21 protein-coding genes are annotated in these 20,340 nt (G+C 46.4%); 8 read left to right on the top strand and 13 right to left on the bottom strand.

Features of this window, described 5'->3' with window-relative positions; genetic code table 11:
- Nucleotides 1–36: 36 nt before the first annotated feature.
- From NWE96_07445 to pstS (NWE96_07425), 5 genes are read right to left on the bottom strand one after another with little or no spacing between them, the layout of a single operon-like run.
- Nucleotides 37–681, bottom strand: a complete 645-nt coding sequence (locus NWE96_07445; protein MCW3983815.1) for a hypothetical protein — start codon at nucleotides 679–681, stop codon at nucleotides 37–39.
- A 16-nt stretch (nucleotides 682–697) separates the two neighbouring features.
- Nucleotides 698–1,480, bottom strand: coding sequence for a phosphate ABC transporter ATP-binding protein PstB (gene pstB, locus NWE96_07440; GenBank protein MCW3983814.1), 783 nt, complete (start codon nucleotides 1,478–1,480; stop codon nucleotides 698–700).
- A complete protein-coding gene (gene pstA, locus NWE96_07435; protein ID MCW3983813.1) occupies nucleotides 1,477–2,307 on the bottom strand; it encodes a phosphate ABC transporter permease PstA in 831 nt (276 codons plus the stop codon). Before pstA ends, pstB begins: the two co-directional genes overlap by 4 nt.
- Nucleotides 2,304–3,239: a phosphate ABC transporter permease subunit PstC gene (gene pstC / locus NWE96_07430; GenBank protein ID MCW3983812.1), complete on the bottom strand. Its 936-nt coding sequence runs from the start codon at nucleotides 3,237–3,239 to the stop codon at nucleotides 2,304–2,306. The genes pstA and pstC overlap by 4 nt, the downstream gene beginning before the upstream one ends.
- A 49-nt stretch (nucleotides 3,240–3,288) precedes the next feature.
- Entirely contained in the window at nucleotides 3,289–4,392 is a 1,104-nt protein-coding gene (gene pstS / locus NWE96_07425) for a phosphate ABC transporter substrate-binding protein PstS (GenBank protein MCW3983811.1), read from the bottom strand.
- Between the two features lie 132 nt (nucleotides 4,393–4,524).
- Here pstS (NWE96_07425) and NWE96_07420 point away from each other — a divergent pair, with 132 nt between their 5' ends.
- On the top strand, nucleotides 4,525–5,577 hold the full coding sequence (locus tag NWE96_07420) for a phosphate uptake regulator PhoU (GenBank protein ID MCW3983810.1): 1,053 nt from the start codon (nucleotides 4,525–4,527) through the stop codon (nucleotides 5,575–5,577).
- A 252-nt stretch (nucleotides 5,578–5,829) separates the two neighbouring features.
- On the opposite strand, the gene pstS (NWE96_07415) is transcribed toward NWE96_07420, so the two are convergent.
- Together pstS (NWE96_07415) and NWE96_07410 are read right to left on the bottom strand one after the other, a co-directional pair.
- Nucleotides 5,830–7,101: a phosphate ABC transporter substrate-binding protein PstS gene (pstS, locus tag NWE96_07415; GenBank protein ID MCW3983809.1), complete on the bottom strand. Its 1,272-nt coding sequence runs from the start codon at nucleotides 7,099–7,101 to the stop codon at nucleotides 5,830–5,832.
- A 207-nt stretch (nucleotides 7,102–7,308) separates the two neighbouring features.
- Nucleotides 7,309–7,479 carry a hypothetical protein gene (locus NWE96_07410; protein MCW3983808.1) on the bottom strand — a complete coding sequence of 57 codons (171 nt, stop codon included), beginning with the start codon at nucleotides 7,477–7,479 and terminating at the stop codon, nucleotides 7,309–7,311.
- 261 nt (nucleotides 7,480–7,740) lie between these two features.
- Here NWE96_07410 and NWE96_07405 point away from each other — a divergent pair, with 261 nt between their 5' ends.
- Nucleotides 7,741–8,397, top strand: coding sequence for an HAD family hydrolase (locus NWE96_07405; GenBank protein MCW3983807.1), 657 nt, complete (start codon nucleotides 7,741–7,743; stop codon nucleotides 8,395–8,397).
- A 134-nt stretch (nucleotides 8,398–8,531) separates the two neighbouring features.
- Entirely contained in the window at nucleotides 8,532–9,158 is a 627-nt protein-coding gene (locus NWE96_07400; protein ID MCW3983806.1) for a hypothetical protein, read from the top strand.
- Nucleotides 9,159–9,267: 109 nt separating this feature from the next.
- Here the strand turns inward: NWE96_07400 and NWE96_07395 are convergent, their stop codons facing one another.
- The 4 genes from NWE96_07395 to NWE96_07380 all read right to left on the bottom strand — a co-directional run bounded on the left by NWE96_07395 (nucleotide 9,268) and on the right by NWE96_07380 (nucleotide 10,810).
- Nucleotides 9,268–9,456 (bottom strand): 50S ribosomal protein L37e, encoded by a 189-nt coding sequence (locus NWE96_07395; GenBank protein ID MCW3983805.1) that lies wholly within the window; start codon nucleotides 9,454–9,456, stop codon nucleotides 9,268–9,270.
- 5 nt (nucleotides 9,457–9,461) lie between these two features.
- The gene (locus tag NWE96_07390) at nucleotides 9,462–9,689 is read right to left on the bottom strand and encodes an LSm family protein (GenBank protein MCW3983804.1); all 228 of its coding nucleotides are present in this window, start codon (nucleotides 9,687–9,689) and stop codon (nucleotides 9,462–9,464) included.
- A gap of 151 nt (nucleotides 9,690–9,840) precedes the next feature.
- Entirely contained in the window at nucleotides 9,841–10,326 is a 486-nt protein-coding gene (locus NWE96_07385; protein ID MCW3983803.1) for an Lrp/AsnC family transcriptional regulator, read from the bottom strand.
- A 4-nt stretch (nucleotides 10,327–10,330) separates the two neighbouring features.
- The gene (locus tag NWE96_07380) at nucleotides 10,331–10,810 is read right to left on the bottom strand and encodes an Lrp/AsnC family transcriptional regulator (protein MCW3983802.1); all 480 of its coding nucleotides are present in this window, start codon (nucleotides 10,808–10,810) and stop codon (nucleotides 10,331–10,333) included.
- Between the two features lie 197 nt (nucleotides 10,811–11,007).
- Here NWE96_07380 and NWE96_07375 point away from each other — a divergent pair, with 197 nt between their 5' ends.
- The 4 genes from NWE96_07375 (at nucleotide 11,008) to NWE96_07360 (ending at nucleotide 14,113) form a co-directional block, all read left to right on the top strand.
- A complete protein-coding gene (locus NWE96_07375) occupies nucleotides 11,008–12,231 on the top strand; it encodes an MFS transporter (protein ID MCW3983801.1) in 1,224 nt (407 codons plus the stop codon).
- An 80-nt stretch (nucleotides 12,232–12,311) separates the two neighbouring features.
- A complete protein-coding gene (locus tag NWE96_07370) occupies nucleotides 12,312–12,884 on the top strand; it encodes a hypothetical protein (protein MCW3983800.1) in 573 nt (190 codons plus the stop codon).
- Nucleotides 12,885–12,971: 87 nt separating this feature from the next.
- Nucleotides 12,972–13,640, top strand: coding sequence for a VTT domain-containing protein (locus tag NWE96_07365; protein MCW3983799.1), 669 nt, complete (start codon nucleotides 12,972–12,974; stop codon nucleotides 13,638–13,640).
- Nucleotides 13,610–14,113: a DUF1947 domain-containing protein gene (locus NWE96_07360; GenBank protein ID MCW3983798.1), complete on the top strand. Its 504-nt coding sequence runs from the start codon at nucleotides 13,610–13,612 to the stop codon at nucleotides 14,111–14,113. The genes NWE96_07365 and NWE96_07360 overlap by 31 nt, the downstream gene beginning before the upstream one ends.
- 50 nt (nucleotides 14,114–14,163) lie before the next feature.
- On the opposite strand, the gene NWE96_07355 is transcribed toward NWE96_07360, so the two are convergent.
- Nucleotides 14,164–16,662, bottom strand: coding sequence for a PQQ-binding-like beta-propeller repeat protein (locus NWE96_07355; GenBank protein ID MCW3983797.1), 2,499 nt, complete (start codon nucleotides 16,660–16,662; stop codon nucleotides 14,164–14,166).
- Nucleotides 16,663–16,896: 234 nt separating this feature from the next.
- Between NWE96_07355 and NWE96_07350 the strand changes: the two genes are divergently transcribed.
- Nucleotides 16,897–17,661: a serine/threonine protein phosphatase gene (locus tag NWE96_07350; protein MCW3983796.1), complete on the top strand. Its 765-nt coding sequence runs from the start codon at nucleotides 16,897–16,899 to the stop codon at nucleotides 17,659–17,661.
- Nucleotides 17,662–17,838: 177 nt separating this feature from the next.
- Here the strand turns inward: NWE96_07350 and NWE96_07345 are convergent, their stop codons facing one another.
- A complete protein-coding gene (locus tag NWE96_07345) occupies nucleotides 17,839–20,289 on the bottom strand; it encodes a hypothetical protein (protein ID MCW3983795.1) in 2,451 nt (816 codons plus the stop codon).
- Between the last annotated feature and the right edge of the window lie 51 nt (nucleotides 20,290–20,340).

Below are 20,340 nucleotides of genomic sequence, written 5' to 3'. Positions count from 1 at the left end.
CTTGAACTTAGCTGATTTTTACCAGTGACGAACAGCTTAGCCTAAGCTAATTTTTTCGCCCGTAACAACGTATACTATGGACTCACAGATGTAAACGGCGTGGTCGGCGATGCGCTCAAAGTACCGTGAAACCAGAATGCTTGAGGCGACACATTTACTGCTGCTTTGCTCCGAGTTAATTATGCGGTCTAGGAATTCAAGGTACATCCGATCCACCTCACGCTCAGTGGGTGAAATTGTTTTAGCTAGCTCAATGTCATGTTTCCTAAGCGAATCTATGCTTATTTTTACACTAGAGAGAACCTTTTGGCTCATCTCAGCCAGATACTGCTTGGTCCAAGGTTCGCATTCTGATAAACCGTTCAACTGGTCGCTGATAGAGGAGATGTCAAGAGCGTACCGTCCGTACCTTGCGAAGTCGTTGCCGATTTTCATGTAGGATTTGATTGCACGTAAATCGGAGGCGACGGGTTGGAAGCGGGCGATCAATTCAAACGTTTTGTCTTCTACCTTAGCGGCCATAGCGACGAGCACATCAGACATTTCTCTGACCTGAGCCTGCACGCTTTTGCCGTTGAGGTATCCATGAATCGAAAGCGCCAAAGTTTCGTAGGTTAACTCGCCCATGCGGGTAAGTAACACAGATTGCTCTTCTAAGCCACGGTCAATTATTCTACTCATACTTTTCAGGTTCTCCTTATCCGAATTCTCCAGTTATATATTTCTCTGTTAGCGGATTCTTGGGGGACTCAAAGATTTCCTTAGTTGGCCCAAACTCGATTAAGCTACCCAAATACATAAACGCAGTGTAATCTGAGACACGAGACGCCTGCTGCATGTTATGCGTCACAATAACCACCGTGTAATCACGCTTCAACTCCACTACTAGCCGCTCTATCTTCGCCGTCGCAATGGGGTCCAACGCAGAGCAAGGCTCATCCATCAAGATAACCTCAGGTTGCAAGGCGATAGCGCGGGCGATGCATAGACGCTGCTGCTGACCACCAGAGATACTTGTGCCAGGCTTTTTCAGGTCGTCCTTAACTTCATCCCAGAGAGTGGCCTGCTCTAGGCTGCGTTTAACGATGGCGTCGAGGTTTTTGCCTTTTTTTGCGCCTGTTAATTTTAAGCCTGCAGCGACGTTGTCGTAGATGGACATGGTGGGAAAGGGGTTTGGTTTTTGGAAGACCATTCCGACTCTTCGGCGAACCATGACTGGGTCTACGTTTTTGTCGAATATGTTTTCGCCGTCGAGCAGAATTTGGCCTGTCATTTTGGCGTTTGGGATGAGTTCATGCATACGGTTTAGGCATCGGATAAAAGTGGATTTGCCGCATCCTGATGGCCCGATGATAGCGGTTACAGTGTTTGCTTTGATGTCTATGTTTATGTCTTTTAGGGCTTGTTTTTGGCCGAACCAGGCGTTCAAGCCGATGCTCTGCATCTTCAAGTCTGACGTCTCTTTCTGGGGTGTGGTCATTTTTTCATTCTCCCTCTACTTGCTACTCTAACTGCAATGTTCAAGGATAAAACCATGAGAATTAGAATCAACGCGGCGCCCCAACCCTGAGCCTGCGCGCTGGCGTAAGGCTGAAGCGAATCTCGCCAAATCTCAAGCGGCAACGCAGCCATAGGTTGATCTAAACCTTGGAAGAAGTATCGGTTACCAAGAATCGTCATGATCAGCGGGGCGGTTTCTCCTGCGATGCGGGCAACGGCTAGAAGGGTGCCTGTGATTAAGCCGCTTTTTGCTGAAGGCAAAACTACGCTCAGAGTCGTTCGCCATTTATGCGCGCCAAGAGCCAAAGACGCTTCGCGGACGCTGTTTGGCACGAGTTTAAGTGATTCCTCGGTTGTTCGGGCAACGATGGGGATTAGGATGAATGAGAGGGCTATGGCGCCTGCAATCGCTGAATAGGTACCTATCAACGCGATGACGATTACTCCGTAAGCGGTTATGCCTACTACGATGGAGGGAAATTCTGTTAAGATGTCGTTTATGCTGCGCATGGTGACGGCATAGCGGTTGTTGCCGAATTCAGCGAGGTAGATGCCTGAGAGTATACCGATGGGGATGCCTATGAGGCTGGTTAAACCTATGAGTATGAGCGTCCCTTGTATGGCGGGTCCGATGCCGCCGTTTGCGTTGGTTTGGGTCAAAAAGTTGATGCTGAGTTGGGGGGCGCCTCTGATGATTACTTCCCAGAGTATGCTTAGCAGGGGAACCACCGCTAGGATGACACAGATGCCGCAGAGGATAAAGAAGAAGTAGTTTTTGAATTTGCGGAAAGCGTAGTTAGATATCACTCAACCGCCCCTCCTTTGACCTTTAACACCTTAGTAACCATTATGTGCGCGCCGATGTTGATGAGTAAACTCATGATTAGCAAAATTAAGCCAACGCCAACGTATGCAGCGACCTCCAATTCACCTGTAGCTTCTAAGAAGCCGTTAGCGATAAGTGAAGCCATGGTTTGGCCGGGTTGGAAGAGCGAGGTGGGCATGGCTGCGGGGCCTGTGGCGTTGCCTATGACCATAGATACGGCCATGGTTTCTCCTACTGCGCGGCCTAAGCCTAGGATTACGGCGCCGAATATTCCTGATCTGCCGTAGCTTAAGACCCAGTGGCGGATGACTTCCCATTTGGTGGCTCCGATGCTGTAGGCGCCTTCACGGATGCTGTTGGGTACGGCGCTTATGACTTCTTTTGAGATGGAAGCAACCGTGGGGATTATCATGATGGCTAGGATGCAGCCTGCGGTGAAGAGGTCCAATCCGAATGGGGAGCCGCTGAATATGGGTATCCAGCCTAAGTAAGTAGATATTGGGATTTCGAGGTAGTTTAGTATCCAGAACCTGAAAATGAAAAGCCCCCAAAGACCATAAATCACGCTTGGAACAGCAGCTAAGAGTTCAACTAGATAACTGACGGGTACCCTGAGGGATCGGGGGGCCATTTCAACCAGAAAAATCGCTATGCCCAAACTAAGTGGGACACCAATGAGTAGTGCTATGCCTGAGGTGACGAGTGTTCCGAGCACATAGGGTAATGCGCCGAAGATTTCTCTGCCTTCAACTGGGTTCCAAGCGGTACCGAAGAAGAAGTCTGTGCCGAACCGCTGGATTACTGGTGCAGAATCAACCGTTAAAACGTAGCCAGTTATGATTAGGATAACTATTGCGGAAGCCGCTATGACTGCGGCTAGGTTTTTGAAGAGAAAATCGCCTGTTAATTTTATTTTTTCAGTAAAAAACTTGGGGGAGATTTGGTGGTTCAGGGCTATCCACCTAAGTTACAGATAATGTTTGCCCGTTAAAAGTTATTGAACGAATTGTTACTTCGTTTAGCTGCACAACGTTGCTTGGTAGGGGCGCGTATTCAAGGTCAGGTCCAAAAGCTTGTCCATCGTGAACGACGTACCAGAGGAACTGTACTAAAGCTGTTGCTTTTTCCTGTGTCATGTTGGGGAGTACGTTGAGTTCTTTGTAGACCAACAGGTAGGTGAAGCTGACTATGGGGTATGCTTCGGCGCTGTCCATGTTTAACAGGTTCACGTTTGTCCAGCTTGCGTCGCCTGCGGGTAAGGTTGCGGCTCCAGCTTCGGCGGCTGCGGTTGTGGATTCAAGCGTTGGCATGATGTAGTGACCTGAAGGGTTGGCGATGGCTGCTACAGTCATGTTGTTTTCTAGTGCGTATGCCAATTCAACATAGCCGATTGAGTATTGATTGCCGGCAACTGTTGAAGCTACACCTGCGTTGCCATTCGAGCCTATTCCACCAGGCCAGGATACTGATTTGCCTTGACCAACAGCGTTACTCCATGAGGTGCTTACTTTGCTGAGGTAGCTTGTGAAGATAAATGTGGTTCCTGAGCCGTCTGAGCGGTGGACAGTGATGATGTTCTGTGAGGGGAGAGTGACGCCGGAGTTTAGGTTTTGGATTGCAGGGTCATTCCATTTGTTGATCTTGCCTTCGAATATGTCTGCGAGGACTTGTCCGGTTAGTTTGAGACCGCTTGATACGCCAGGGAGGTTATAAGCGACTGTGACTGCGCCTATTGTTTCTGGGATGTGGAGAGCGTTTGGAATGTCTGCTCTTTCAGTTGCGGTGAGGGGTGCGTCGGAGCCTGCGAAGTCAACGTTTTTGTTTTTGAGGTCGGAGATTCCGCCGCCGCTACCGATTGCTTGGTAGTTTATTTGGACGTTTGGTTTTACGTTGTGAACGTATTGGGTTATTATTTCGTTGAGGAGCGGGTATGGGAATGTTGCTCCTGAGCCGTTGAGGATTATTGGTTCTGTACTGGCGGGGGATGACAAATAGACATATGCAACGATTGATACGAGAATTACTGCGATAGCAACTATTGCAGCTATAACATATTTAGTGTTCATATTTTGCTGCCTCTTTTTTGTGCATCTAAAGACACTAATTTAGTTATATAGGAAATCTCCATAAAATTTATAGTCTATATAGACATAATTAATATAATGACTACTCATAGAAAGAGTCACTTGGAGTCAAGCGTGACAACCAAAGAAGCAGAAAAACTAAACGAAGAACAACGCAAACTACAAGTCACAGGCGGATCCACATTCATACTTTCTCTACCCAAAGATTGGGCAACCAAAAACGAACTCAAACGCGGCAGCTCAATGCTTGTCCGCGAAGAAGAAGACGGTTCACTATCCATCGCGCCCTCAAGTTTTCCTAAAAAAGAAAAACAAGACGAAGCCTTCATCAAAGTAGGTCAAAACGACAACCCCGACGCCATAATGCGCACAGCCATCTCCGCATACCTAAACGGCTACAACATACTGCATATCCGCTCGCAAGGACAAAAAGTTCTTTCATCCAAACTGCGCAACCACCTCAAACACTTCGCAAGGCACTACTTGGTAGGCACAGAAATAGTCACCGATACCCCTACAGACTTAACTTTGCAGGTTTTGCTGAATTATCCTGAACTCACAGTCCAAAACGCGTTGAGCCGAATGGCGATTATTGCGTCGTCTATGCATAAAGAATCCATAGGCGCACTCAAAAGACTGGATTACCAAAGTGCTAAGGCAGTCATCGAAACCGACCGCGAAGTTAACCGCTTCGGCCTCTACATCGTGCGGCTACTAAAGTTGGCGGTTTCAAATCAGCGTATTGTCAAAGAAATCGGGTTAGGTTATCAGAAGGAATGTTTGGGGTATAGGTTGATTGCAAAATCGGTCGAGCGATCCGCAGATCACGCGACCAAAATAGCAGAAAACACCCTGCTGCTCAAGGAGCCGGTAAACGAGCAATTCCTTGAAAAACTCAGTCAGCTAAGTGAATTGGCTAATTCTATGTTTGAAAACGCGATGGAAGCTCTCTTCAAACACGATTTTAACTTGGCTGAGAGCGTTCTTGAGAAACTGAGCCACGCACATAAATTGGAGAAAGAGACAGTTCTCAGTCTGCCGAACGCCAAAATCGAGGACGTTGTGAATTTGAGGCTGATAATCGAAAGTGTGAGGCGGACTGCGGAGTATGCAAGTGACATCTCAGAAGTTGTGCTTAACTTGAACGTTGAGTCTGTTTTGGGCTAAAACCCCCTCTCGTTATTTTTTAAGTTAAATAATCAAATCTTTAGCTGCAGGTTTTTACTTTTTTTATTTCACAATTAACATCGGACTTGACAAAAACACATACGTTGGAGCCAATATCTTGGTTCACTTCGTAGCAACTGTATTAGTTTCGGTAATCTAAACGAACAAAACAGAGAAAAGGACTCTACTAAAAGAAAAAGCATTAACAAATCAGAAATCTAATTTCAAGAAAAAATTAAAGATGGGGAAATTTTAGGTTGTTGGCAGTGTCTGTCCGTTGAAAGTTATCGACTGTATCGTTGCTTCGTTTAGTGACACTACGTTTGAGGGCAAAGGTGCATAAGATAGGCCGGATGCCAAGTTTTGGCCATCGTGTACCATGTACCATAACCATTGCACGAGACCAACTGCTTTGGCTTGAGTCATACCAGGGATGACGTTGAGTTCTTTGTAGACTATGATGTAGCTGAAACTAACGATTGGATAAGAGTTTGCACCTGGAGCGTTGAGGATGTTTACGCTTGTCCAGCTTGCGTTGCCTGCGGGTAAGCCAGCGGAGGCAACTGATTGGGCGGCTGCGGTTGTGGTTGCAAGGGTTGGCATGACAAAGTTCCCTGCAGGGTTTTGTATGGCTGCAACTTTCATGTTGTTCTCTACTGTGTAGGCTAATTCGACGTAGCCGATTGTGTAGGCGTTTCCTTCGACTGTGCCAGCAACACCTGCGTTGTTGTTAGCGCCAACTCCCACTGGCCAAGCGGGATTTTTGGCTTGTCCAACGGTGCTAGCCCATGTGCTGCTTGATGCGCTGAGGAAACCTGTGAATACGAAGCTGGTTCCTGAGCTTTCTGCGCGGTGGACGACGATGATGTTTTGGTTTGGAAGGTTGGTTGTTGGGTTGAGAGCTTGTATGGCAGAGTCATTCCACTTGGTTATGGTTCCTAGATAGATGTCGGCGATGACTTGGCCAGTTAACTTTAGACCTGTGGGTATACCGGGCAAGTTGTAGGTTACGGTAACTGCGCCGATGGTTTCAGGGATGTGTAACGCGTTGGGTATGTTGTTTGCTTCAGATGTTGTGAGCGGGGCGTCGGAACCTGCGAAATCGACGGTTTTTTGTGCTAATGCGGAAATGCCGCCGCCGCTGCCGATGGATTGATAGTTAACGGTTGCCCAGGGTCTGGTGGCGGTATAACTGTTAATCATGGCATTAATCAGCGGATAGGGGAAAGATGCTCCTGCACCGTTGATTGTGGCTGGTTGGGGGGTTGGTGATGGGCTGGGTGAGGCTGTGGGTGCAACTGTAGGGGCCGATGTGGGGTTGGTCGTTGGTTTGTTGGTTGGTTTTGCGGTTGGAGAGGCTGTTGGTGAATCAGTTGGAGCTGCAGTAGGTGCTGCTGTCGGCGCGGGGGTTGGTGTTGGTGTAGAAGGCGGTTGAGCGGGGTTTGCTAGGTAAACGTAAGCGAATGCTGAACCGATAATGATTGCTATCGAGACTATTCCAAGGATAATATATGTAGATTTCATTTTTACTCTATTTCTCCAGGTGGTCATCTACAAAAAACGGTGTAATATAATCGCCCAGCATAGAATACAGAGTGGACTATAGAGGTATGTAGGCATCTATAGTCGAATATAAAATCAATAGCAAATTCTTAGAAAAAGCATTACAAATAGGCTTAAAATTAAAAAATTAAAGCAAATTGAAATAAAAAATAGTGTTTTAGCTTTCAGTTATGGGTACTGTAAGAGGCAGACAATTTTTGGCCGTTCCGTTTCGCTGGCGCTGTCTATGAGATGGGCAGTTCCATCTGGACAGTAAACTTTGTCGCCTACTACGGCTTTTTTGTATCGTTCGCTGCATTCTTTTAGTTGGCAGCAACCATCACAATCTCTTGATAGCATATTTTTCACCTTTCACTTAGTCAAGGAATATATTGCACCTGCGGCGCCTATAGAGATAACGTCTATAAAATATATAGAACTATATATATCAAAAAGGAGTTCGCGCCCAACCACAAACACAAAAACCCAACACACCCCACTGTGGCTTTATATAAGGGAGGGGAGGTCTACTCAGAGACGTCGCGTGACCTGCAACATAGACTTTTCTGGGCATACAGGGGAACCTTTAAGAAAGCAAACGCCCTCAACAAAGAGACCACAATGCATCACAGCCGCTTAAAAGCAAAGGGCATATTCCTGGACTTAGACGGCACCATCGTGGATTCCACAGGCGCCTACATAGAAGCAGCCCAGATTGCCTTCCGCCAACTTGAAATTCAGCCGCCGCAAGACAGCTTGCTCCTTGAAATCCCACGCAGAATGGAGCAGCACCTAACGATAGATGACATAACTAAAGGCACCACAAAAGAGTTTCTGCCCATATACCTCAACGCTTTCCGCTCGATAACTGAACGCAAAACACGGCTCCTTCCAAACGTCTCTTCCACCTTAGCGGCACTCTCCCAGAAAGCGAAACTTGCCCTAATAACCATGCGTTTTGTGCCCAATCAGGTGGTTCAAAAGGAGCTTGACTATTTTGGTATACTACCATACTTTTCATGTGTAGTTACAGGGTTGGATACGGCTAAACCGAAACCTTCACCTGATGCTTTGATTAAATGTCGAGAAGTCCTAAACCTTGACATCTGCGACTGCCTCATCGCAGGCGACTCCGTCAGCGACATGCGCGCGGGCAAAGCGGCGGGCGCAAAAACCGTCGGGTTACTCTCGGGCCTCTACAACCGTGAAGAGCTGGAGCGGGAGCAGCCAGATTTGGTGCTTTCTGATGTTTCAAAGCTACCGTTGCATGTTGAATAAGCTTTTTTTGGTATATCGGCTCTGGATATATTGCTGATTTTTTCTTAGGCAGTTATATGGGTTTTAAAAATAAAAGTTAATTAAAAACCTTCAACTCTACACAGTATTGGAGAGGGCTTTCAGCGGGAATCGTAATGAATTTCGTAGAGGTAATCATAGGGGAGAAACTAAGAGACGCCGACCCCGCCTTAGACGTGATCGGTGCGGACAGAAAAGTCTTACAGGTCGCCTGCCAAGACTTTACTAACTACCTTAAATTCCATTGGAACCTCATAGGCAAAGAAGCAAACCAATGCGACTTAGTCGAAAAACTCGAGCTTCTCTTTAAGGAAGAACCCGAGGAATTGGATGCCTTTTTAGCTGTTTGGGTAAACATCTGGTTCAAGAAATGGAAAGAACGCGTCAAACTGCTCATCGGCGACCAAAACGCCAACAAATGGAACAAAATGGCTAAAGCCATAACCGACGCAGAACCAATCTGGCGCAGACTTGAACATAAACAAGAAATCCAAGAACTCGTCGTCGCCACATTGATAAGAAACGGTGAAATCTGCGGCACCGAAATCTTAGCCGAAAACCTGCTTAAAATCGAGTTAGGTGAAAAAGGCTGCTGCCAAGAACTGGGAGAGAAAGACGAAAAAGAAAGCATCTTCATCACAGTCAACAATGCATTACGCCGAGCACGGGAGATGGCGCAAAGCCGCGGGCCTCTGATTTTTGTAAAAGTCGATAAGGGGTATTATAACACGGGTCCGGAATAAAGACCCAGTTTCCCTATACCTTATTTTTTGCATTTATTATACAGAGTTTTGCTGTTTAGAAAACAAAAAGAAGTTTTCTGAGAAGTAGTTAAAAGTTGAAAAGATGGTTTTAGCAGACTCTTTCTCTTTGCAGAGTCTTAGTTCGCCAACTGTAGCGCCTCATGGTCTTCTGTTCGCCAAAACCACAGGCACCACAACGGTGATTACGAACATGGTAAGCGCGTCTACCGCATCTACGGCACATAATGTGCACTGTTTTGCCTTGGCGCTTGCCCATCGAAGGAGTTCCTTTTCCCATTCAACTCACCTTGGTGGGGGTGAAATAAGGACTACGTTGTCTCCGCGGACGATGATTAGCCCTAACTTCTGCTGGTTTTCAACGACGGTGGTGTCTTCTGTTTCTTCTAGAACTAGGTTCAAGTGCTGGTCGAAACCCTTTAGTCTACCTCTGAGGCTTTTGCCGCCTTTCAATCGTACGAGGACGATTTTGCCGAGGTTCTGTTCAAGGATTTCGGTTGTCATTTCGCTCATATTGGAATCCTCAAGTATCTTTATCTCTTCTATACTTTATATCTCAACATTTAAACCTATCTCAAGGGACGAAGAGAAATGACAGATGACCCACAGGCGGGGTAATTACGAATTAAGGACGTTTTTGTCTGAAGTGTTGGCTTCAGTCGGTTTATAGTTTTTCAGCTAAAGCTAAACATCTCTTGTTTAAGACTTCACCCAAGTTGGGGTTAATTGGGAAATATACGTCCCTGACACAGTAAAACTCGACTTTCTCGATGTTAGGTGCCTTCTTAGCCTCAGTAATCAACATCTGAATACTTTTTAAATCCTTGATAAACGCAATCGCGATGATGTCGCATGACCCGATTATTTCGGAGAGCCCAAAAATGTTTTTTATATTTTTTAAGTACATGATGGTTTGGGTTTTGTCACTGTTAGGCTTCAAGGTAATTAAGAGGAAAGTTTTACCCTGATAGCCCAGTCGCGCTAAATCAAGGGAAGCGACGCAGCGGAAAATTTTGCCTTCTTTTTTCATTTTTTCGTAGCGTCTTCTGACGGTACATGGATGTGAATGTATCTTTTTTGCTATATCCACAAAGGACATGGCTCCGTCCTTGTTTAGTTCGGCTAAAATGAGGTAATCTAGCTTATCCATGCGTCTACCCTTCGTTTGTGTTTAAGTTTAATTGGTCGTAGTTGGTAGTTGGAAACCCTGAAAAAACAGAAAACGCGACTTTTCGTATTCCGTTTATTCTTTTAAGCATCTCGACGCGATTGTTTAAGCTGTCAAAATCTTCTGCGTAAATCAACCCGTGAAGGTCATATTTTCCGATGCTTGATAGCGCCTCAATCAAGATTGTATGTTCTGTTATAAATCGCAAGACCTCGTTTATGTCAGCTGTGATTTCTGTTTCTATTCCGATGAACGCTATTAATTTAAAGCCATAAGTATCTAATGGAGCTAACAGCGTTGCGCCTGTTATTACCCCGAGTTTTTTTAGGCGATTGATTCTGTTGAAAACTGACACTTGAGAGACGTGGCATTCATTTGCAATTTGTTTCAGGCTTAGGCGGGCGTCTTTTAGGAGAAGGTGGAGAATTTGGTTGTCTATTGCATCAATATTAACTGTGGAGGTCATATCTACGCAATTAGGTGCACTGTTTTGTTTTGTTTAAAAACTATTTGCATCGTCGACTTTGGAGAGATTGTTTTTTCATAAAAAATTGCGATGTGATTAAAAAAAATGCGTGTGTTAACTGACCCATCTCTTTTTTATAGAGCAACAGGGGCAGTTTACAAAAATATTATATGCAATCTACGATGTAAACAACAGCTATGTCTTCCCAACAGACCCAAGTAAAGGCAACTTTAGACCGAATGCTGTTGCCAACCCTACTTTTATGCACCTTCACCGCACTCGCAGTAACAGTTGCCTTCAGCACACTTCTAGTAGACATCGCGGCATCCTTTGAGGTTTCAATCGGAACAGCAAGTCAACTGGGACTAATCAGCAGCTTAATCGGCATACTTGTTGGAGCAGCAATGAGCAGTCTATCGCTCCGTTTTAGACATAAGACGCTGTTTTTAGCAGCTATTTTGCTTTTCACTCTAGGCGCAGTGGGCTACTTTCTAGCCGCAGATTTTGTTTTTCTCATACTTGCACAGTTCATGGTGGCTACTGGACTTAGCATCATGTCCATTTTGAGTTACACTTTAATTGGAGAACATTTGCCCATTGAAAAAAGAGGCTGGGCGATTGGCTTGGTCATTTCAAGCGGGTTATTGTCATTCATAATCATCGCCCCCCTTTCAGGTTTCATAACTGGCCTCGCTGGCTGGAGAATGGTTTTTCTCTGGTTTATAATTCCGTTATCTTTGATTTGTTTAGTTCTAAGTTTGCTATCTATTCCATCAAAACAGCCCAAAATTGAAAGAGCAGGGCAGTCCCTCTACAAAGAAGCACTGAAGAAGGTTTTTTTGTGCAAATCAGCAGTTGCCTGCCTAACGGGTTCTTTGCTTTTGATGTTCATCGTGACTGTCCCAACTTACGCAGTATCTTACTATCGAGATGTCCATTCGGTTTCCCCTGCCGTTGGAGGAATTCTAATCTCAATCACGGGAATCGGCGGAATAGTAGGCGGATTATCGACTGGAAAGCTATGTAACAGGTTTAGCAGAAAAAAACTTGCAGGATTCTTTATCGGAATCTCAGGCATCGCATGTATCATCTTCACCTTCATACCCATAATCGGGGTTTCAGTGGCAATTTGGACCGTTGCAGCAGCCGCTTCAACAGCGGGCATGGCGAGCTTAAATAGCTTAACTTTGGAGCAGGTGCCAAAGTTTAGGGGTCCAATGATGTCTATTAATGGTTCTTTTCAAAATGTTGGTTCGGGGTTAGGTGTGATCGTTGGGGGGTTTATTTTGAATTCGTTTAGTAACAATTTCAATTTGCTGATGGTGGTTTTAGGGGCTCTTGGGGCTTGTGCAACTGTGGTGTTGCTTCTTTTTGCGTCTGACCCTCTGCAAGAAGAAAATGTAGGTGTACCGTGCAGGTAAACAGAGCTTTAAATGACTTTTCAATTCATAAGTCTTAAAAGCCTATATTACAGATACACATAGGGAACACGGGTTAACCCATGAAAAACACAAGCGAATACGAGAAATTCAGGAAACCCATAGAGGAAATCATCAATTTTACCAACACCCTAGATGAAGAATACCGAGAGAAATGCTTTGAAATCCTATTCACTAGATACCTATCAAACCACCATGAAATTGAAAGTCCGCCTGCAGTGTTAGAAAACAAGTGCATACCTCAACTAAGAGAATACCCACCAGAACTTAAGGCGTTCATAAAACAGCATGGAATAACAGAAGAAATAATTAACAAACTGTTTCTGAGAGAAAGCGGAGAAATCCATCCAATCTACAAGATAACCGAGAAGAAAAGAGCCACCGCGCAAATTCAAGTCGCATTACTAACAGCGTTTGAAAACGCCTTGGTAACTCCCAATGGAGCCTTCGAGTTTTCAATGAAGAACGCCAGGGAAAGATGTGTTGACTACAACGTCTACGATGGCAACGACTTTATCTTCAACTTTAAGAAGTGCGCGGGTTTGTTCAGCAATGTTGACGCCGAGGTTGTAAAGTTAACCCCAATCGGCAAAGACGAGTTGGCAAACTTGATAGCTACAATCTCTAAGCAATAAACCAAGAACCAAAATTGCAACTGTTTTGGTGCGTCCTTATAAGAGGGATAGGATAACTTGGATTTCATGGAATGTGGGCAGTAGCTAATGGCGTCGCTGATAGATTTCGCGTTGGTCTTTCTAGTATCGCTTGGAGCCAACATGATTCCTTTTGCTGGCCCATCAAACCTGCTCATCCCAACATGGTTCGCCCCTCTCCTATCACATACAGATATTTCCACCAAGGTAACAGTTGGAGTTCTAGTCGCGTTAGGTGCCGCCTTAGCAAAGGGCAGCCACTACATGATAACATTCTTTGTCAGCGGAAAACTCAGCGAAAAACGGCGCAAACGCCTAGACGCTGACGCAACAAAAGTTAAACGCTGGGCTTTTCCTCTTCTTTTCATAGCAGCCGCATCCCCAATACCTGACGAACCCATCATCATACCACTGGGGCTTATGAAATACAGTCCAGCCAAGTTTTTCACTGCATACTTCTTAGGAAAGGTTTTGATTGCTGTAGCGGGCGCTTTTGCGGGCGGTTTCGCAGTTGACCTGTTATCGGGCTGGATTAGCCCTGAAGTCATGATTGCAATTTCAGTAGCCTTAACTGTAATAATTACTGTCATACTCCTCAAATATGACATTGGAGAATTAACCGAAAGAATTATGCGCCGTACGACAAAAACAAAATCACAGGAAAACACTAATAACCCAGCAGAGAACGCAAGTAAGGCAGATGAATCATGCCCACAAAACAACGCCGATACCCTCTGAAGACAAAAGAAGCAAAACAAATCTTAGATGAAGCCGCACAAAAAGTTAAACTCGATTTTGATGCGCTTTTTGGCGCGAAAACCAACGTCGAGGTAGTTGAATCGGACGTGGGGTTGATTTATCTCGTTGGCGGTAGACCTTTGCTTTTTGAAGCAAACCAGAAAGTTCTACCTTCCCTGCTTTTCAGTGAGTTTACAGCTAAAGCGCCCAAAATTATCGTGGACATGGGAGCAGTGCCATATGTCTGCAAGGGTGCAACTGTTATGGCGCCGGGTATAGTGCGGGTTGAGGGCGATTTTGGGGTGGGCGATTTGGTTTTGGTTGCGGATATGAAGCATGGTAAAGCGTTGGCGGTGGGCGAGAGTTTAATGGACGCAGAGACTGCAAGAGCCACTAAAAAGGGTCCTGTAGTGAAAACACTGCATTATGTTAGCGACAAAATCTGGGAATATATAAAAACGCTCAACGAATAAAATGTATTAAACAAAAAAATAAAAGGAAAGTTGGTTTCCTTGGCGTTGATTTATTTCTTTTTGATGATTGAGTAGACGACTAATACAGCGAGCACGATGATTGCAACGAGGATTGCGGTGGTCATTGGCACGAAGTATTGTTCAGCCATGGTTGCGGGGGCTTGTGTTGGTGCAGGAGTGGCTTCTGGTGCTTCGTCGACTGCGAAGGCTGTTTGAGCGTGTGATCCGTAGTATGAGTTGGATCCAGCGAAGCTTGCGATGACTGTGTATTTGCCTGAGATGTCTGGTGTCCAGACTAAGCTGTAGGTTCCGCTTGCATCACTCTTTGCTGTACCTATGTTTCGGTAGTTTCCGTTAGAGTCAACTACGTTGATTGTTATTGGTACGCCTGTGACGTTGGTTGGGCAGGGTTTTTGCATGTAAACGTATTCCATCCATCCAGTCATGCTTTCGTCGCTTACTACTGGTACGCCGTTGGGGAATCTTGCGGCTTGCTCAGCTTGTTTGGTGCCTGCTGAAATGTCAGTGATTGTACCACGAATAACAACGCTTTGTCCTGATTCTAAGGCTGCCATGGGTGCGTCTACTGTGAGTGCGCTTGGGCCTTTGCCGATGCAGTATACTTTGCCGTCGTAGGCGTTTAGGTGTGCAAGGTATCCGTCTGCGATTGCTATTGGCGCCAGTGAGGTTCCTAGACCTGACGCTGACCATGAAAGCAGGTTCCAGACTAATTCACCTGTGGTGGCGTTGTTAGCGTATACTCTGTAGCCTTTGTATAGTGGTGTGTTTGGTGAGTGTTCTCCAGCATAAGAGAAGACCATTCCGTCAGCTACTGCTGCGGTTTGAATTGGGTAGAGTCCCCATGGTGTTTCGATGCCGCTGTTTGTGTCGTTGAATTTCCAGAGTAATGAGCCGTTTTTCATCGAGAAGCATAGTAGTTCTCCGCCGTATCCGCTTACGTAGAGGTTGCCGTATGCGGGGAAGCCTGCTCTGCTGCTGTAGTAGTTGAACGCGCGGAATTCTCCGACTGGTCCCCATTTGAGATCGCCGGTGTCGATGCTGTAGCCTAATCTTTGTCCAGTTTCAAAGTCTGTCATAGCAATGGTTCGGGTGACTGGGTCTATGGGTTGCCATGCGAGCATTCTGGTTATGTCGCCTGCGGGGGCTGTGTAGTTTTTGATCCATAACAGTTGTCCTCTGGATTCTGGTTTGTCGCTTAGTGCCCACATCGTCCACGGGTTAGGGGTGCCTCTTGAGAGTGAGGTTAATGCGATGTTGCTGCTGCGGCCGATTATTACGTCGCCGGGTATTATGCCGATTATGGTTGGAGCGTCTAGGCCTGGTAAGCTGGGTATGGTTACGTTCCATGAGTAGGCTGTGGTTGTGTTGATTGATTTTCCGTTTACTCTCCATTGGTCTTCGTTAGTGCCTGATGTGCCCAGTCTTGTGCCTGGTGCTGCTGTCCAGTTCCAGAGTGCGAGCCATCGGTTTTGGTAGTTCATGACGTAGCGTACGATTTCTCCTTTGTCTGTGTAGACTTCTGTTCCGCTGGGTACGCCTGTTAGGTTGAACATGCCTTTGCCTGTTAAGGGGTCGTATGCCATCCATGTGGTGCCGCTGGCTTGCCATAGTATGCCGCCGACGACTCCGTGCTGGTTAGGTGAGGCATAATCGTAGAGTTGTGCAAAAGTTGGGCTTATGTCGTCTCTTCGCCATAGTTCTTGTCCTGTTCTTAGGTCGACTGCTACGTAGCCGCCGCCTGTTGGGGCGTGTCCTAGTGCAACTGGGTAGCAGAGGATGCCGCTGATTATGATGGGATTGTTGAATCGGGTTTCATACGAGAAGCCTGAATAGAAAGTTGCACCTACCTCAGCTGAACCGCCAGTTAAGCCGCCTAGTTCGAAGACTTTAGACCACATAATGTGTGAGCTTGTGGGTGCGCTTCCATATTTTTGCCATCTGTCTGCTGTTGCTGCGCCGCTGAGCCAGTTAGAGGAAATTTGTTCCCATAAGATGTTTTGGCCTTCGATGGGTCGTGTCCAGTATTCAGTTGGAAGTGGAATGACAGGTTGGTGTGGGATGGGTTCTGCTTGGACGGTGAAGGTGGTTGTTGCGTTGCTGGGTAAGTAGTAGTCGCCTTGGTATGCGCCGCTCCAGGTGTAGGTTTGGCCTGGGAATTGGAAGAACAGTTTGTATGTTCCAACTTGGTTGGGCACATATTGTGTGTATGCTGCTGAAGTGGGGTCTGAAACTACGCTCCAAGTTACGGTTTCAGTGGTATTGTCAGGTTTTGTTATTGTGAGTTTGTAGTCTTTGAACCTTATGTCGTTGTCTGCGTCAACGCCAGCGATGACTTGGTTAATCCAGACGACGATAAGAACTTCTTGTCCCACGCCGACTGGGTCAGGGTTAGCGCTTACGTAAGCAAAAGTTGTGATGTTCCATGGAGGAGTGTGTGCTTCGGCTTTTGGTGCTGCAGTTAATGCGATTGAAGTTGCGAAGATTGCTATACACAAAATTGCAAAGAATTTATTTTTATGCGTTTGCATTTCTTTTTTTCTCCTTAAACTCCTTTCAAAAAGGAAAAATCCTTAATAAAAGTTGCTAAATTGCAGGTTTCAAGAAGTAACTCCCCAGCAGGGAAAAAAGGCAATTTTTGAAACATCCACCAAGAAATCACCATCAAACAGGCAAAAATGTGGAGAACACAACTCTGAACACCTCCCAATTTGGTGGGCAACATCTTTATTGTCTGTCAGCGTATTTTATAAGTGTGGTCAGCTTTGAGTGCCCCTTTAGCTGTAGTTGAGCCTCAAAAGTTCAGCCGAGTCGCTGTGGTAGGGGACTTGCATGGCGACTACAAAACCCTAAAAGCCATACTTGAGATTGTAAATTTAGAGGTAGATTTGCTGGTTTTTTTAGGCGACTACGCCGACCGAGGCCCAGACGGCGTCGAAGTCATCCGAACCATCGCAGACCTACAGCAGAAACACCCAACAAACGTTGTCGCATTGATGGGAAACCATGAAGATTTCACCGAGTTAGGTGAACCCCAATTCAACCCCTGCACCCTAATCGAAGAAGCCACAGCCAAAACAGGCAGCTGGGGCAACTACTTCACAGACGAACTCAAACCCTTCATAGACACACTCCACATCGCCGCATTAATCCCAAACAACGCACTGCTTGTTCACGGAGGAATATCAAGTAGAATCAACGGAGTCTCTGATTTGCAGGCACCCTCAGAAGAGTTGCGTCTGGATCTGCTCTGGTCAGACCCCATCGACGGCGACGGAGAAGACCCAAATTATGCGCGGGGAGCAGGCGTCGAGTTCGGCGCGGACGTTTCTGCGGCTGTTTGCAAAGCGTTGGGTGTGGGCAGAATAATTCGGAGCCATCAACCGCAGTTGGCAGCCGCTAAACCATTCAAAGTACATGATAATCGAGTGATTACGGTAAACGCGACGTCGGTGTACGGTGGCAACCCGTTTGTTTATTTCGTTGACCCCAAATCAAAAAGCAGGGATAGTTACCGAAACATACGTTAGTCGCTTTTTACTGAAAAGTCGGGTTTACTGGGGCTTCTGGCAAAAGCATTTCTTCTAAGGAGAAAAGAGAATGCAAATCACAATGTATTGCAACATCATAATTTCAATCCAGAAGCTCACTCAGCCCCGACCTCTCAAAGCAAAAAAAAAACAAAAAAAGGAAAAGAAAGGGTTCTATTATGGTCGCTTCCTAAGCATTAGAACAACGATTGCTCCCACGATGGCTATGGCGATGATTATGGCGGCACCCATGGCTAGCACGTAGGTATCTGTCATTGGCTGCGCGGTTTCTGCTATTGGCGTAGCTGACGGTGGAGGTACGTCGTCGACTTGGATTGCTGTCTGTGCAGAGGAGCTTGCATACGCGTCTGAGCCTGCGTAGGATGCGAATATGGTGTATTTTCCAGGTATGTCGGGTTGCCATGCATAGCTGTATGAGCCTGATAGGTCTGTTTTTACTTGGCCGATGTTGCGGTAGTTGCCGTTAGCGTCGAGTACATCCAATTTCACTGTGACGCCTTCTGCGTCTGTGGGTTTGGGTTGCTGCATGTAGAGGTACTCCATCCAGCTTGCCATGCTTTCGTCAGATACTGCTGCTGCACCGTTTGCGCTTGCTGCTTTATCAATTACTTTGCCTTCGATTAGCACACTGCTGCCTAATGTGGAGACTTTGGGTGAGGAAGTTATGGTGGTTTCGCTTTCGCCTTTGCCAAAGCAGTAGACGCGTCCGTCGTAGTAGTTAAAGGAGACTGCGTATCCGTCAGCTAGCACTGGGAACAAGCCCCAGAAGGAAATGTTCCACAAATTCTCTCCTGTGACAGCGTCGATGCAGTACATCTTTGAACCTCTGTAGAGTGGTGTAGAAGGTGAGTGCTCGTTGTTTACTGCGTAGAGTTTGCCGTCGCATATGGACATGGCGCTGTCTTTGAAGACGTAGTGTCCGTAGACGGTTTCTAATCCGCTTGAAGCAGTGTACCAGTTCCAGATGTTTGCGCCTGTGGTGATGTTGTATGCGTGAATCATGCCGTCGTAGCCTGCAGCGTAGAGGATACCGTTTGCAGATTGCCAGTCAGCGTATGGTTGATAGACACCCCATGCGTTTTCGTAGGGTTTGGTTGGTCCCCAAGCGACTGAGCCAGTTCGAACGTTGATGCCGTACCAGACCATCTGTTCTTTAACGAATATGGGCAGGATGTTGCTGTCTATGAAGCCGTTGAGGAGGGTGCCTTCAAATGTTCGGTTTACTGGGCCCCACATGTTGCTGATTGTGGTGGGGTATTTTCCGCTGTCATTTTTCTTGATGTTGTTAGAGCTGATGTCGTATGCTACGTCGCCGACTTTTGTTGTTCCCGGTGCACCGTCAGTGTAGGTTGCTCTTGCGTAGATTACGCCGTCTTTGATTTTTAGTATGCTTTGTGCTCCTGGCATGTCGGGTACTGTAACGTTCCATTCATATCCATTAGTGCCGTTAACTGGCCCCACTGGTCTGTAGTACCAGTCACCTGACATGGTTGCTTCTAGTGCCTTGGAGGAATTCCACAGTGTTAATACGTTGGTTGATCCTGTAAGTGTGTAGATTAGGATTTCACCGTTCTCTCCAAAAATCATTGTGCCTGAGGGTACATTGTTTACATCGAGTATCCAGTCGCCTGTGAATGCATCATACATCTTGTAGGTGGTTCCTGAAACAGCCCAGAGATGCGGAATTATGCCGTGTACGTTGGGTGTTTGCCAGTTAAGCAGTTGCCCGAAAGTGATAGTTGTGCCGTTCTTGAACCAGAGTTCTTTACCTGTCTGCAGATCAATACAGTAAAGTCCCTGCCAACGGTCGACGCCTAAGCGTTGGTTGTAGTAGAGTCTGCCTTGCATGATGATTGGCGGTTGGAATTTGCGGTCGTATGTTTCGCCTGGGAAGTAGTTAGTATCTTCGGTTTGTTCTCCAACGATTCCGCCGAATGCGATTTCTCTTGTCCACATAACGTGGGGTGCGTTGGGTGCTGTGCCGTATGGGTTAAAGTTGCCGTTAGAATCGTAGCATCTTGGTCCGTGTGGTCCAGCTGAGCCGCCGCCTAACCAGTTGCCTGCGAGTACGTTCCAGCCGTGGTTAGCAGCGTTTATGGGTCTACTCCAATAGTCTGTTGGCAATGGATTGTAAGGTAAGGGTTGGACTTGTTCTTCCTGTACCGTTAGCTGAACTGTTGCGCTTTCAGAAGGCTTGTACCAGTTAATTGCGCTGCCCTGTGTTATGTTCTGCCCTGGAAAAGTAAGCTTGAAGGTATAGTTACCGACTTGTGAGGGCACAAATTTTAAAATTCCTGAGCCTGCGGCATCAGAAGCAGGGAGGCTCTTTGTTTCAGTTTTTCCGTCTGGCGAAGTTATTTCCATCTTCCAGCCTTGCCAGCGGTCACCTCTAGGTCCTGAAGCTGTAGGGGGCGCTTTATCCATCCAGTAGACGACGTTGGCTTCCTGACCGACGCCTATGGGGTTAGGTTGGGCGGTTAGGAATAGGTAGGTTGGGTAGTCAGCTGCGGAAGCTGTGGGTACGTTTAGCGCTACGGTTGAGAGTAACATTATTGCAATGATAGCCGTTGAAATCGATATTTGTTTAAAATTTTGCCTGATTTTCATTATTTCTTTCTCCATGTTTCAAGCAAGTTGACGAAAAATAGTTATAAGACT

Source organism: Candidatus Bathyarchaeota archaeon, assembly GCA_026014685.1.
Taxonomy (GTDB): domain Archaea; phylum Thermoproteota; class Bathyarchaeia; order Bathyarchaeales; family Bathycorpusculaceae; genus Bathycorpusculum.
Note: the sequence above shows the minus strand (reverse complement) of the source record. Positions and strands in the feature narration are given on the sequence as shown.